Source organism: Aeromonas sp. s12, assembly GCF_040907925.1.
Lineage (GTDB): Bacteria > Pseudomonadota > Gammaproteobacteria > Enterobacterales > Aeromonadaceae > Aeromonas > Aeromonas veronii.
Map to the genome: position 1 here is coordinate 20040 of NZ_JBFOCT010000028.1, position 13496 is coordinate 33535.

Here is a 13496-nt window from a genome sequence, read left to right on the forward strand (position 1 = left end):
GATGAACGAGCCGCTGGCCCGCTTTATTGGCCTCTATCAGCAACTGGACAAACAGCAGTTGCACCGCTTGCCCGAGGTCTATGCCGAACAGGTGGTCTTTACCGATCCGGCCCACCGTATCGAGGGACTGGCGGCCCTTGGCGACTATTTTACCGCCCTCTATCAGCGCCTCGCCTACTGCCGTTTCGTCATCACCAGTCAGCAGCAACAAGAGCAGCAGGCCTGGCTCGGCTGGACCATGACCTTTTCTCACCCCAGATTGCGTGGTGGTGAGCCGGTGACGGTGGAGGGGGCCACCCGCCTCGAATTCGACGAGGCGGGCAAGGTGTGCCAGCACCGGGACTATTTTGACCTGGGCGCCATGCTCTACGAGCAGTTGCCGCTGCTCGGGCCCGTGGTACGCGCCATCAAGGGGAGGCTCGGCGCATGAGCGGCCGGGTGCTCATCACAGGGGCGACCTCCGGTATAGGTCGTCAACTGGCGCTGGATTACCGGCGGGCAGGCTGGCAGGTGTGGGGTTGTGGCCGCGATGGTGAACGGCTGCAGGCGCTGGGGTTGGATGGCGTCACGCCGCTGCAGTTCGATGCTCGTGATCTGGCCGCTATGAGCGGGGTGGCTGCTACGCTGCCATCCCTCGATCTGCTGATCCTCAACGCAGGCAACTGCGAGTACATGGATGTGGCGGAGGGGTTTGACAGCGAGCTGTTTGCCCGGGTGATCGACACCAATCTGACCGCCACCGGCCATGCTTTGGCCGCCTTCTTGCCGTTGCTCGGGGCTGGGTCACGGCTGGCCATCGTCAGCTCGTCGGTGAGCTGGCTGCCGCTGCCACGAGCCGAGGCCTATGGCGCCTCCAAGGCAGCCCTCGACTATCTGGCGGATACCTTGCGCCTCGATTTGGCCAGCAAAGGGATCGGGGTGACCCTGATCCGCCCCGGCTTTGTCCAGACGCCGCTCACCGCCAAAAATGATTTTCCCATGCCCTGTCTGGTGACGGTGGAAGAGGCCTCCCGCGCCATCATGGACGGGCTGACCGCTGGTCGTCACCAGATCCACTTTCCCCGCCGTTTCATCTGGTTGCTGCGCCTGCTTGGTGCGCTGCCGGTGGGTCTCTGGCTGCGCCTTGGCCGCGCACTCGTATCGAAAGGAAGCCATTCATGAAGAAAAAGATCGCCATCATAGGTTCAGGGATCTCGGGGCTCACCGCCGGTTTTCTGCTCCACAAACTCCATGACATCACCCTGTTCGAGGCGGCGCCGACCCTGGGTGGCCATACTGCGACCGTCGATGTGAATCAGGCTGGCCGCAGCTATGCCATCGACACCGGTTTTATCGTCTTCAACGATCGCACCTACCCCAACTTCTTGAGGTTGCTGGCAAGGATCGGCATGGCGCGGCAACCGGCCGAGATGAGCTTCTCGGTGAAGAGCCCGGAGGGGCTGGAGTATAACGGCCACAACCTGGATACCCTGTTTGCCCAGCGCAGCAATCTTCTGAGTCCGCGCTTCTACGGCTTTGTCGCCGAGATTTTGCGCTTCAACCGGGAGGCACGGGCCTGGCTGGCGGATGGTCAGCATCAGGGGGCTGGCCCCGAGCTGACCCTGGGGGACTTTCTGCTGGCGGGGGAGTTTAGCGACTACTTCGCCCGCCACTACATCTTGCCGATGGGAGCGGCGATCTGGTCATCGACGCTGGCCGATATGCGCGCCTTCCCCCTTGGCTTCTTCCTGCGCTTTTTTGCCAACCACGGTCTGCTGGATGTGGCCAATCGCCCCCAGTGGTACGTGATTCCGGGCGGCTCGCGGGAATATATCGGACCACTCACCGCCGGATGGCAGTCGCAGATCCGCCTCGCCTGTCCGGTGCAGAGCGTACGGCGGGACGCGGATGGCGTGGTGATCCAGAGCAGTTACGGCGAGGAGCGGTTTGACGAGGTGATCTTTGCCTGCCACAGCGATCAGGCGCTGGCGCTGCTGGCGGACCCCGGCGAGCGGGAGCAGGCTATTCTCGGCGACATGCCCTATCAGGCCAACGATGTCTGGCTCCATACCGATGCTCGCTGCCTGCCCACCCGCCGCAAGGCATGGGCCAGCTGGAACTATCAGCTCGATGGCAACGATGAGGCGCGGCCGCTGGTGAGCTACAACATGAACATCCTGCAGGGGGTGAACTCGCCGGAGCCCTTCTGCGTCAGCCTCAATCCCAAGGGCAAGGTGGATGAGAGCAAGGTGTTGCGCCGCTTCATCTACCACCATCCGGTGTTCAATCAGGCCTCTATTGCCGCCCAGCAGCGGCGCGCGGAGATCTGCGGCCAGCAACACACCCACTTCTGTGGTGCCTACTGGTACAACGGCTTCCATGAGGATGGGGTGCGCAGCGCGCTGGATGTCGCCAGGCGCTTCGGAGCCGAGCTATGAACGGCGCCACCGTGGTCACCGCACATGAGGGTGCCGACGAACTGGCTGGCGTCACCAGCGCCATCTGGCAGGGCTCGGTACGCCACCGCCGTTTCGCACCGCGGGCTCACGCCTTCTCCTACAGCCTCTTTATGCTGGGACTGGATCTCGACGAGCTGCCGCAGCTCGATCAGGGGCGCTGGTTCGGTGTGGAGCGCTCGGGGCTGCTCTCGTTTCACCGCCATGACTATCTCAAGGGGAGTGAGGGAAGCCTCAAGCAGGCGGTGTGGCAGAAGGTGAGCGAGCTGGGTGGCGATGCCGACCCCGAGGGACGGGTGCTGCTGCTCGGCAATGTGCGCTGTCTGGGGTTCTACTTCAGCCCGGTCAACTTCTACTTCTGCTACCGGCAGGGCGAGGCGCGCTATCTGCTGGCAGAGGTGTCGAATACCCCCTGGAACGAGCGTCACTACTACCTGCTGGATTTGGCGGCGCTGGCACCCCATGACAAGGATTTTCACGTCTCCCCCTTTATGGGGCTGGCGATGCGTTATCACTGGCGGATCAGGCCGCCTGAGCAGGAGACTCTGATCCATATCGAGAGTCACCCCGTATCCGGTGAAGCCAAGCTGTTTGACGCAACCCTGGCGCTCACTCGCGAACCGCTGTCGCGCAAGGGGCTGGTGGCTCTGCTGGCCCGCTGGCCATGGATGACCATGAAGGTGCTGCTCGGGATCTACTGGCAGGCCCTGCGTCTATTTATCAAACGAACCCCGATATTTACCCATCCGGAGAGCCGCTAATGGAACTTGCTCAATCAACCCTCTCTGCCTCTTTCATCGACAAGGGGGCAAGACAACTGCTGCTCAATCTGCTGGGTCGCCTCGAACATGGCCAGCTGCTGCTGCGGGATGGCGGTGAGCGCCACAGCTTTGGCGTTGCGGGTACCGATCTGCATGCCGAACTGGTGGTGCTGGATCCTGCCTTCTATCGTCGCCTGTTGCTGGGGGGCAGCATTGCCGCTGGGGAAACCTGGGTGGAGGGGCTCTGGACCAGCCCGGATCCGGTAGTACTGGTGCGGCTGCTGGCCCGCAACCTGACCCTGCTCGACTCCCTCGAGCGGCGCCTCGGCTGGCTCAGTTTCCCCTTCAACAAGGTGCGCCACTGGCTCAACCGCAATACCCTGACCGGTTCGCGCTCCAACATCGCCGCCCACTACGATCTCGGCAATACCCTCTATCAGGGGTTTCTCGACAGCCATATGCAGTACTCGAGCGCCATTTATCCGAGCGCTGAGGCCACTCTGGAAGAGGGTCAGCAAGCCAAGTTGCGCACCATCTGCGAGCGGCTGGAGCTGGGACCTGACGATCATCTGCTGGAGATCGGTACCGGCTGGGGTGGCCTCGCCGTCTATGCCGCCCGCCACTACGGCTGCCGGGTGACCACCACGACTATCTCCCGGGCCCAGCATGACTATGCCAAGGAGTGGATTGCGCGGGAGGGGCTGGGGGATCGCATCACCTTGCTGCTGGAGGATTACCGCAAGCTGGAAGGCACCTATGACAAGCTGGTCTCCATCGAAATGATTGAGGCGGTGGGCCATGCCTTCCTGCCCGACTATTTCCGCCAGCTGTCGCGGCTGCTCAAGCCCGGTGGCCGTCTGCTCATTCAGGCTATCACCATCGCCGATCAGCGCCACGCCCAGTATCTGCGCGGGGTCGATTTTATCCAGCGCTACATCTTCCCCGGTGGCTGTCTGCCGAGCGTCTCCCAGATGGCGGGGTTGCTGGCGCGGGAGACCGACATGCAGCTGGTGCGGCTGCATGATCACGGCCATCACTATGCCCGCACCCTGGCTCACTGGTGCGATCGCTTTCTGGCGCTGGCGCCCGAGCTGCCCAAGCTCGGTTACAGCCAGGATTTCATCCGGCTGTGGCACTTCTACTTTGCCTATTGCGAGGGGGGATTCTGGGAGCGCACCATCAGTCTGGTGCAGCTGGAGGCCGCCAAGCCGGGGCCCGCTGGCTGGTCGGGTGATGTGCCAGTAAGCGGTCACTGACCATGTGGCAGTGGGCTCACCTGCTGGGGTTCAACCTCTACTGGTTGCTGGCGGTGAAGTGGCAGCAGCCGGGCCCGCTGCTGGCAATGTTGCTGTTGCACTTTCTCTTCTCACCCAGCCGCCAGTGTGACTGGCGGCTGCTTCCCATCGCGGTGGCCGGCTGTCTGCTGGATGTGCTGCTCTGGCAGCTCGGCCTGTTCCGGTTCCCGTCCGGTTTTCCCCTCTGGCTGGTGCTGCTCTGGCTCGGTTTTGCCCTGACGCTGGCCCACGGTATGCGCTGGCTGCTGCGCTTGCCTCGCTGGCAGCAGGCGCTGTTTGGCGTATTTGGCGGTGCCTCCTCCTATGTGGCGGGGGCTGCCATGGGGGCAGTAAACTTACCTTGGGGCATCTGGATCAGTTCGGCGCTGCTGGCAGTGATCTGGATGTGGTGGTTACCCGTACTCCTGTGGGTAATGGTCAAGCTGGAGGGTGAATGATGACAAACACCTTTTCGACCGACTCGTTGCTTTTTTCCAAATGGACCAAAGAGAGCCAGCATGAGCTGACTGATCGCTTCTATCTGGTGGTTGCCTGCCAGCGGGATGCGCAGGGGCAGCTGGTGCAGGTGGTGATGCAGGATATCAATACCCTGCAGGAACAGGAGATGGATTGGCATGAACTGGAAGACCCCAACCACTGGCATATGGGGTGGAATTAACCCGCTGCTGCTGGCGTTTACGCTCTTTGCTGCAACCGCGGTGCAGGCTTCTGCCGCCCCCTGGCAACAGTTGCGCCCGGTCGGGCAGGGGGAGATGAAATGGCTATGGTTCAAGCTCTACGATGCCACCCTCTACAGTGCGAGCGGGCGCTATCAGCCCGGTCACTATCCACAGGCACTGACCCTCACCTATGCCAGATCCATCGAGCGGCAAGATCTGCTGAGCGCTACTGCCGCCGAGTGGCAGCGGCTCGGTCTTGGCTCTGACGCCGAGCGTCAGCGCTGGCTCGGCCGGCTCGCTGTACTCTGGCCCGATGTGCAGGCAGGCGACAAGCTCACCTTCTATGTCGACAAGGGCGGGGCAGGCCACTTCTGGTGGCAGGGGAAGTCCCTCGGGACTCTGGCCGATCCGCAATTCTCGGCCGCTTTTCTCGCCATCTGGCTGGCTGACAACAGCCGCGATCCCGCCCTGACCCGCCGCCTGCGTGGCCAACCCTGAACATGGAGTCTCTGATGTCTTTCTATCGTGCATACCGCTGGTTGCTGTTGCTCCCCTTTTTGCTGCTGAGTGGCTGTGGTGCCAGTCTCGATGACTATCGGGGGCAGGGGCCAAACTGGGATCTCGCCCGTTTCTTCAACGGCAAATTGGTGGCTCACGGCCTGGTGACCGACCGCAGCGGCGAAGTGACCAGTCGCTTTCGGGTCGAGATGGTGGGTCGTTGGAAGGATGGCAAGGGAGAGCTGTTCGAGCAGTTCTACTTTGATGATGGCCGCCAGCAGACCCGTACCTGGTATCTGAGCAAGGGCGATGATGGTCATTGGCGCGGTACTGCTTCCGATGTGGTGGGGGAGGCGATGGGCAAAAGCCAAGGGTTTGCCCTCAACTGGCGTTATCAGCTTGATCTGGCGCTGCCGGATGGCGAGGTAGTGCGGGTGAGCTTCGATGACTGGATGTATCTGCTGGACGAAGATCGTCTGATCAATCGTGCCGAGATCAGCAAGTTCGGTATCCATCTTGGCGAGGTGATCCTCTATATCGAACGTCAGCCCTGACCGTTAACGCAAGATAACGGCCAGTAAAAAGCGCGCCTCGGGCGCGCTTTTGTTTACCGAAAAACCAGAGTCATCAGATGATGCGGTTCTCTTCCAGCATCTTGCGACGGGCCTCTTCCTTGGCCATCTTCTTCTTGCGGTTGTCACAGGGTTCCGGGCAATCGCACTCTTTCTCGATGCCGACACTACCCAGACCGCCACAGGAGCCGGAGATGGTCTTCTTCTGGAAGATGTAACCGATAGCCATGGCGGCTATCACCAGCATGAATACCCCGAAGGTGATCAGAAAAATCTGCATCTCTACCTCTTACTTCTTGACCAGATAGGGCTTGAAGGCATCGGAGTAAGCCTCTTCAAAGCCGTTGTCCGTCTTGGTGACCACGAAGATCGCCAGGCCGCGCTCGTTGGCATAGGCCAGGCTTTTCTCGGTCCCCATCACCATAAACACGGTGGCCAACCCGTCTGCAGTCATGCAGGAGGGATGGATCACGGTGACCGACACCAGACGGTGCTGGATCGGTTTGCCGCTGCGCGGATCTATGGTGTGGGAGAAGCGCTGACCATCCAGTTCATAGTAGTTGCGGTAATCGCCGGAGGTGGCCACCCCGTTGTCACCGGGCACGATCACCTCTTGTACCGTGCCGGTGCCTGCGGTGGGCTTCTCGATGGCCACGCGCCAGGGGTGACCCTTACCGTTGACGCCATTGATCCGCAGCTCGCCACCAATCTCCACCAGATAGTTGCGCGCACCCAGTGACTCCAGATATTCGGCTACCTTGTCCACACCAAAGCCCTTGGCGATGGCAGAGAGATCGACGTAAAGATCCGGAATGTCTTTTTGCAGGGTATCGGCATCTACCGAGGTGATGACGTGCAGGTTGCCCAGACCGGTCTTCTGGCGAGTCTGGGTGATCAGCTCGTCGGAGGGAACCTTGGTCGGCTTCTTGTCCGGGCCAAAGCCCCACAGATTGACCAAGGGGCCAACGGTGACGTCCAGCGCCCCCTGGCTCTCACGGCCAATGTGAATGGCCTCTGTGACGACCCGTGCGGTATCGCGGGAGACCACTACCGGTTTGTTGTCACGGCTCTGGTTGAAGCGCGACAGTTCGGAATCGGGGCGATAGGTCGACATCTGATCGTTGACCCGCTCCAGCAACACATCCACCTCAGCTTGAAGCTTGGCCGGATCGGTGATGGCGCTGTCCGCCACCTTGATGGAGTAGTAAGTGCCCATGGTGCTACCGGTGATGTGGATCTCCGGTTTGGATTGGACCGTCTCCTGACCGCACCCAGTCAAGAAAAAGGCTAGCCCGAAGGCTAGCCAGGTCTTTACAACACTGTGCATGGATTAACCACCAAAGTCATCCAACAGGATGTTTTCGTCTTCAACGCCCAAGTCTTTGAGCATGTTGATGACGGCAGCGTTCATCACCGGAGGTCCACACATGTAGAACTCGCAATCTTCCGGTGCTTCGTGGTTCTTGAGATAGTTCTCGTAGAGCACGTTGTGGATGAAGCCGGTGTAGCCGTCCCAGTTGTCTTCCGGTTGCGGATCAGACAGGGCGACGTTCCAGGTGAAGTTCTCGTTCTCGGCGGCGAGCATGTCAAAGTCTTCGACATAGAACATTTCGCGCTTGGAACGGGCACCGTACCAGAAGCTCATCTTGCGCTTGGACTTCAGGCGACGCAGCTGGTCGAAGATATGGGAACGCATCGGCGCCATACCTGCACCACCACCGATGAATACCATTTCGGCATCGGTATCCTTGGCGAAGAACTCACCGAACGGACCGGAGATAGTCACCTTGTCGCCAGCCTTCAGGCTGAAGATGTAGGAGGACATCTGTCCCGGAGGGGCAGTCCAGTTGCTGGGCGGCGGGGTCGCGATACGCACGTTCAGCATGATGATGCCGAACTCTTCCGGATAGTTGGCCATGGAGTAGGCACGGATGATTGGCTCATCGACCTTGGACTCCAGCTCAAAGATCTTGAAGCGATCCCAGTCACCGCGATACTCCTCGGGAATATCGAAGTTCTTGTAGTGCACGTGGTGAGCCGGGGCTTCAATCTGGATATAACCACCGGCGCGGAACGGTACGCTCTCGCCATCGGGGATCTGCAGCTTGAGCTCCTTGATGAAGGTGGCCTTGTTATCGTTGGAGATAACAGTACATTCCCACTTCTTCACCCCGAAGATCTCTTCCGGCAGTTCGATATCCATGTCGGAGCGAACGGTAACCTGACAGGCCAGACGCTCGCCATGACGGGCTTCGCCCTTGCTGATGTGATCCAGTTCGGTCGGCAGAATGTCGCCGCCACCGGATTTCACCCGTACCTTGCACTGGCCGCAGGAGCCACCGCCGCCACAGGCGGAGGAGACGAAGATACCGCTGCCAGCCAGCACGCCGAGCAGCTTGCCACCGGCCGGGCTGGTCACAGCCTTGGCCGGGTCACCATTGATGCTGATTGTCACGTCGCCCGCGGTCACCAGCTTGGACTTGGCGAACAGAATGACTGCCACCAGTGCCAGCAGGATCACGGTAAACATGACCACACCCAAAATAATTTCCATCTATCGTTCCTTTCTGATTGCAGGAAAGCCGATTACAGGGAGATACCAGAGAAGGACATGAAGCCCAGCGCCATCAGACCGGCGGTGATGAAGGTGATGCCCAGACCGCGCAGGCCTTCCGGAACATCGGAATACTTCATCTTCTCGCGGATACCTGCCAGCGCAACGATCGCCAGCATCCAGCCTGCCCCTGAACCCACACCGTAGACCACAGACTCCATGAAGTTGTAGTCACGCTGCACCATGAAGGAGACGCCACCGAAGATGGCGCAGTTCACGGTGATGAGCGGCAGGAAGATACCCAGCGCGTTGTAGAGTGCCGGGAAGTACTTGTCCAGCGCCATCTCCAGGATCTGTACCAGTGCTGCAATCACACCGATGAAGGTGATGAAGCTCAGGAAGCTCAGATCCAGACCGGATACCAGAGCGCCATCTTTAAGCACGTAGTTGTAGATCAGGTTGTTGGCAGGAACCGCGATGGTCTGCACCACAATAACGGCAATACCAAGACCCATAGAGGTCTTTACCTTCTTGGACACCGCCAGGAAGGTACACATCCCCAGGAAGAAGGAGAGTGCCAGGTTTTCGATGAAGATCGATTTAATCAACAGACTCAGATAGTGTTCCATACCTTAATCCTTCGCCTCCACCTGCTTGGGATCCTTGGTGCGAACGCCCCAAATGATCAGACCAATGATGAAGAATGCACTCGGCGGCAGCAGCAGCAGGCCGTTGGGCACATACCAGCCACCGTTGTTCACCAGCGGCAGCAGCTCGATGCCGAACCAGGTGCCGGAGCCCAGCAGTTCACGCACGGTCGCGACGCTCAGCAGAATGGCACCATAGCCCAGACCGTTGCCGATACCATCCAGGAAGGAGGGCAGCGGGGCACTCTTCATGGCGTACGCTTCAGCGCGGCCCATTACGATACAGTTGGTGATGATCAGACCCACGAAGACCGACAGTTGCTTGGAGATGTCATAGGCGTAAGCCTTGAGCACCTGGTCAACCACGATAACCAGTGAGGCGATGATCGCCATCTGTACGATGATCCGGACGCTGTTCGGGATCTGGTTGCGGATCAGGGAGATGAACAGGTTTGAGAAGGCGGTGACCGCCATGACCGCGAGGGTCATTACAAACGCTGTCTTCATCTGGCTGGTAACCGCCAGTGCAGAACAGACACCCAGCACCTGCAAGGCGATGGGGTTGTTGCCCAGCACAGGCGTCAACAGCAACTTCTTCATTTCGCTCTTGTCAGCCATTGTTGATTTCTCCTGCACGAACCTTGGCCAGGAAAGGACCGAAGCCCTTGGGACCCATCCAGAAGTCGAAGGTATGCTGTACGCCGTTACCGGTCAGAGTGGCACCGGAGAGACCATCGATCTCGTGCTCGGAGCCCGCCGGAGCATGGCCCTTGATGACGCGCAGCGCCGGCATGCCATTCTGGTCGAACAGTTTCTTGTCCTTGAACAGCGCCTGCCAGGCCGGGTTTTCGATCTCGCCACCCAGACCCGGGGTTTCACCGTGGTCATAGTAGGTGATGCCCTTGATGGTCTGGCCATCAGCGGCAACGGCGACGAAGGCATACATGGTCGACCACAGACCCTGACCGTAGATGGGCAGGATGATGCTGTCGATCTTGCCTTCGGCATCCTTGGCGAAGAATACCGGGATCTGCTTGGAGATCTGACGCAGGCTGGCCTTGTCGTCAGCGGCGGCAAGACGGATGCTGCGGGCCGGATCTTTGGCTGCTTGCTTGGTGTCGAAGTTGTCGGCATCGCCGTCAACAAAGTCACCGGTCGCCAGATCCACCAGACGGGCTTCGATCTTCTCGCCATACAGTTTGGCCAGGTCGCGCTTGGCCACTTCGCTCACATCCACACCGGCTACGGAGAGAATGTTGCTCTGCTTGTCCAGCGCCTTGTTTTCCTGCTGGGTAGAACGCAGGCCCACAGCGGCAACGGATACCACGATGGAACAGGCCAGACAGAGGCCGGTGACCACGCTGACGGTGCCGAGGGTTGAATCTTTATTAAACGCCACGAGCAATCCTCCGCTTGATGTTTGCCTGAGCGACGAAGTGGTCAAACAGGGGAGCAAACAGGTTCGCAAACAGAATGGCCAGCATCATGCCTTCCGGGAACGCAGGGTTGACCACGCGAACCAGCACGACCATTACGCCGATCAGGGCGCCATACCACCACTTGCCTTTGTTGGTAAAGGCGGCGGAGACAGGGTCGGTCGCCATGAAGGCCATACCGAAGGCGAAGCCACCCAGTACCAGATGCCAGTGCCACGGCATGTTGAACATGGGGTTGGTATCGGAACCGATGACATTGAACAGCAGGGAGGTGGCGATCATACCGATCATCACGCCGGCGATGATGCGCCAGGAGGCGATGCGCATGTAGACGATCATGGCGGCACCCAACAGGATCATCAGGGTAGAGACTTCACCGATGGAACCCGGCAGGTTACCCAGGAAAGCGTCCATCCAGCTGATAGCCTGGCCGGTTGCACCGTTGATCAGCGCCATCTGGCCGCCTTGGGCCCACTGGCTCAGGGCAGTCGCGCCGGAGAAGCCGTCAACGGCAACCCACACGGCGTCACCGGAAATCTGGCCCGGGTAGGCGAAGAACAGGAACGCACGACCAGCCAGCGCCGGGTTCAGGAAGTTCTTGCCGGTACCACCGAACACCTCTTTGGCCATCACCACACCGAAGGTGATACCCAGCGCAGCTTGCCACAGGGGCAGCTCGGGCGGCACGATCAGGGCAAACAGGATGGAGGTTACGAAGAAGCCTTCGTTGATCTCGTGTTTGCGTACCATGGCGAACAGCACTTCCCAGAAACCCCCGACAAAGAAGACGGTGATGTAGATCGGGAAGAAGTGGGTGGCGCCAATCAGCATTTTGCTGCCGATACCGGCAACAGCCGGATCGAGGGAGGCGCCCAGCATGGTAGCCAGGGCATATTGCCAGCTGCTGGCACCAGCAGCCGAGCCCATGTGGGCAATGGCGGCAATCGCCTGGTTACCAACGTTGTACATGCCCCAGAACATGGCCGGGAACACGGCCAGCCACACCATGATCATCATGCGCTTCAGATCGAGCGCATCACGAACGTGGGAGGCGTTGCGGGTAACGCTACCCGGGGTGTAGAACAGGGTGTACGCCGCTTCGAACAGGGCATAGTACTTGGCGTACTTTCCACCCGGTTCGAAGTGGTGTTCCATATTTTCAAGAAGTTGCTTGAAACTCATCGCTTAACCTTCCAGTTCAATCTTGGTCAGGCACTCACGCAAGATCGGGCCGTACTCTGTCTTGCCGGGGCAGACAAAGGTACAGAGCGCCAAATCTTCCTCATCCAGCTCCAGGCAGCCCAGTGCTTGCGCACCGTCGGTATCGCCGGAGACCATGTCCCGCAGCAGCAGGGTCGGCAGGATGTCGAGTGGCATCACCCGCTCATAGTTGCCGATAGGCACCATGGAACGGTCACTACCGTTGGTAGTGGTGGTGAAGTTGATCAGCTTGCCCTTCATCAGATGAGAGAGGGTGGTACGGGTGATAGAGAACTTGTTGGCGCTGGGGTTGATCCAGCCCAGGAACTCTTTCTCGCGACCTTCACCCAGCACGCAAACCTGATTGTGGTAGCGGCCCAGGTAGTCGTGAACACCTTCGGCTTTGGCACCACTCAGGATAGAACCGGAGATGATACGGTTTTCGTCGGCACGCAGCTCATTGTTGGTGAGCTGGCTGATGCAGGCGCCCAGACGGGTACGCAGCAGACGCGGCTTGAGCACGTACGGGCCAGCCAGCGCGATCACCTTGTCAGTGAAGATCTGACCGGTGGTGAACAGCTTGCCGAATGCGATCACATCCTGATAGTTGATGTGCCACTGCACCTTGGTGCTGCTGACCGGATCCAGGAAGTGGATATGGGTACCCGGCAGACCGGCAGGGTGCGGACCAACGAAGATCTCTTCCTTGACCTGAGCCAGCGGAGAGTGGGGCAGACTGCCTTCGCCTTTACAGACGTAGACGGCGCCGTCGGTCAGGCGGGTCAGTACGGCCAGACCATCGAGGAAGGCCTGCGGCTGTTCCTTGATAATCAGCTCGGCATCGGCTGCCAGCGGGTTGGTGTCCATTGCAGTCACAAAGATGGCGCGCGGGGCAGACGCTACCGCGGGGACTTTGCTGAACGGACGGGTACGCAACGCAGTCCACTGACCTGATGCGACCAGGATCTCTTGCACCTTGCTGCGCTCGAGCTTGGCCAGCTCGGCAGAGGCAAAATGCTCAAACGTCACCTGTTCATCGGAACCGTCGAGGTCGATGACCACAGACTGGAGAACACGTTTGGCACCACGGTTGATCTCTGAAACCACACCGGTGGCAGGAGCTGTGAATTTAATGCCCGGATTCTTCTTGTCTTCAAAAAGATCCTGACCTTTGATGACGCGATCACCTACTTTGACGAACATAGTAGGTCGCATCCCCACAAACTCCTCGCCCAGTGTCGCAACACGGGTGATGGCGGGGCCATCGTAGATTACTTGCTCTGGCGCACCCAGCACGGGGATGTCCAGTCCTCTTTTGATTGTAATCATACTTACTTGCACTACCGTTACGGGAGAGGTTGGTTAGCGCCGAGAAATACATCACGACGGGTGGTTGAATGAGTCGATGTTGTGGTTGCGCCAGGTGGGCAGGCTCAACA

Annotated in this window: 17 protein-coding genes; 9 read left to right on the forward strand and 8 right to left on the reverse strand. The window is 59.7% G+C overall.

What is annotated here, in order from left to right; genetic code table 11:
* Position 1: 1 nt before the first annotated feature.
* From AB5Y67_RS13895 to AB5Y67_RS13935, 9 genes are read left to right on the forward strand one after another with little or no spacing between them, the layout of a single operon-like run.
* Positions 2-430 carry a nuclear transport factor 2 family protein gene (locus AB5Y67_RS13895; protein WP_064338597.1) on the forward strand — a complete coding sequence of 143 codons (429 nt, stop codon included), beginning with the start codon at positions 2-4 and terminating at the stop codon, positions 428-430.
* Complete coding sequence (locus AB5Y67_RS13900; protein ID WP_064338596.1) at positions 427-1161, forward strand: SDR family NAD(P)-dependent oxidoreductase; 735 nt, start codon at positions 427-429, stop codon at positions 1159-1161. Before AB5Y67_RS13895 ends, AB5Y67_RS13900 begins: the two co-directional genes overlap by 4 nt.
* On the forward strand, positions 1158-2417 hold the full coding sequence (locus tag AB5Y67_RS13905) for an NAD(P)/FAD-dependent oxidoreductase (RefSeq protein ID WP_064338595.1): 1260 nt from the start codon (positions 1158-1160) through the stop codon (positions 2415-2417). The genes AB5Y67_RS13900 and AB5Y67_RS13905 overlap by 4 nt, the downstream gene beginning before the upstream one ends.
* Complete coding sequence (locus AB5Y67_RS13910) at positions 2414-3196, forward strand: DUF1365 domain-containing protein (RefSeq protein ID WP_150390356.1); 783 nt, start codon at positions 2414-2416, stop codon at positions 3194-3196. Before AB5Y67_RS13905 ends, AB5Y67_RS13910 begins: the two co-directional genes overlap by 4 nt.
* Entirely contained in the window at positions 3196-4452 is a 1257-nt protein-coding gene (locus AB5Y67_RS13915) for a cyclopropane-fatty-acyl-phospholipid synthase family protein (protein WP_150390357.1), read from the forward strand. Before AB5Y67_RS13910 ends, AB5Y67_RS13915 begins: the two co-directional genes overlap by 1 nt.
* 2 nt (positions 4453-4454) lie before the next feature.
* Positions 4455-4928 carry a DUF2878 domain-containing protein gene (locus tag AB5Y67_RS13920; protein WP_150390358.1) on the forward strand — a complete coding sequence of 158 codons (474 nt, stop codon included), beginning with the start codon at positions 4455-4457 and terminating at the stop codon, positions 4926-4928.
* Complete coding sequence (locus AB5Y67_RS13925; protein ID WP_005338671.1) at positions 4928-5149, forward strand: TIGR02450 family Trp-rich protein; 222 nt, start codon at positions 4928-4930, stop codon at positions 5147-5149. Before AB5Y67_RS13920 ends, AB5Y67_RS13925 begins: the two co-directional genes overlap by 1 nt.
* Positions 5106-5648 (forward strand): chalcone isomerase family protein, encoded by a 543-nt coding sequence (locus AB5Y67_RS13930; RefSeq protein ID WP_190973214.1) that lies wholly within the window; start codon positions 5106-5108, stop codon positions 5646-5648. The genes AB5Y67_RS13925 and AB5Y67_RS13930 overlap by 44 nt, the downstream gene beginning before the upstream one ends.
* 14 nt (positions 5649-5662) lie before the next feature.
* A complete protein-coding gene (locus tag AB5Y67_RS13935) occupies positions 5663-6202 on the forward strand; it encodes a DUF3833 domain-containing protein (RefSeq protein WP_150390359.1) in 540 nt (179 codons plus the stop codon).
* Between the two features lie 73 nt (positions 6203-6275).
* On the opposite strand, the gene nqrM is transcribed toward AB5Y67_RS13935, so the two are convergent.
* From nqrM to AB5Y67_RS13975, 8 genes are read right to left on the reverse strand one after another with little or no spacing between them, the layout of a single operon-like run.
* Entirely contained in the window at positions 6276-6500 is a 225-nt protein-coding gene (gene nqrM, locus AB5Y67_RS13940; protein WP_005338668.1) for a (Na+)-NQR maturation NqrM, read from the reverse strand.
* 9 nt (positions 6501-6509) lie between these two features.
* Positions 6510-7547, reverse strand: a complete 1038-nt coding sequence (locus AB5Y67_RS13945; protein ID WP_199416163.1) for an FAD:protein FMN transferase — start codon at positions 7545-7547, stop codon at positions 6510-6512.
* A gap of 3 nt (positions 7548-7550) precedes the next feature.
* Positions 7551-8774: an NADH:ubiquinone reductase (Na(+)-transporting) subunit F gene (gene nqrF, locus AB5Y67_RS13950; RefSeq protein WP_005338656.1), complete on the reverse strand. Its 1224-nt coding sequence runs from the start codon at positions 8772-8774 to the stop codon at positions 7551-7553.
* Positions 8775-8806: 32 nt separating this feature from the next.
* Entirely contained in the window at positions 8807-9403 is a 597-nt protein-coding gene (gene nqrE / locus AB5Y67_RS13955; protein ID WP_005338645.1) for an NADH:ubiquinone reductase (Na(+)-transporting) subunit E, read from the reverse strand.
* Between the two features lie 3 nt (positions 9404-9406).
* Positions 9407-10039, reverse strand: a complete 633-nt coding sequence (locus AB5Y67_RS13960) for an NADH:ubiquinone reductase (Na(+)-transporting) subunit D (protein WP_005338644.1) — start codon at positions 10037-10039, stop codon at positions 9407-9409.
* Complete coding sequence (locus AB5Y67_RS13965) at positions 10032-10820, reverse strand: Na(+)-translocating NADH-quinone reductase subunit C (protein ID WP_005358609.1); 789 nt, start codon at positions 10818-10820, stop codon at positions 10032-10034. The genes AB5Y67_RS13960 and AB5Y67_RS13965 overlap by 8 nt, the downstream gene beginning before the upstream one ends.
* Complete coding sequence (locus AB5Y67_RS13970) at positions 10810-12039, reverse strand: NADH:ubiquinone reductase (Na(+)-transporting) subunit B (RefSeq protein WP_005338642.1); 1230 nt, start codon at positions 12037-12039, stop codon at positions 10810-10812. Before AB5Y67_RS13970 ends, AB5Y67_RS13965 begins: the two co-directional genes overlap by 11 nt.
* Before the next feature lie 3 nt (positions 12040-12042).
* Positions 12043-13386 (reverse strand): Na(+)-translocating NADH-quinone reductase subunit A, encoded by a 1344-nt coding sequence (locus AB5Y67_RS13975; protein WP_368207866.1) that lies wholly within the window; start codon positions 13384-13386, stop codon positions 12043-12045.
* Between the last annotated feature and the right edge of the window lie 110 nt (positions 13387-13496).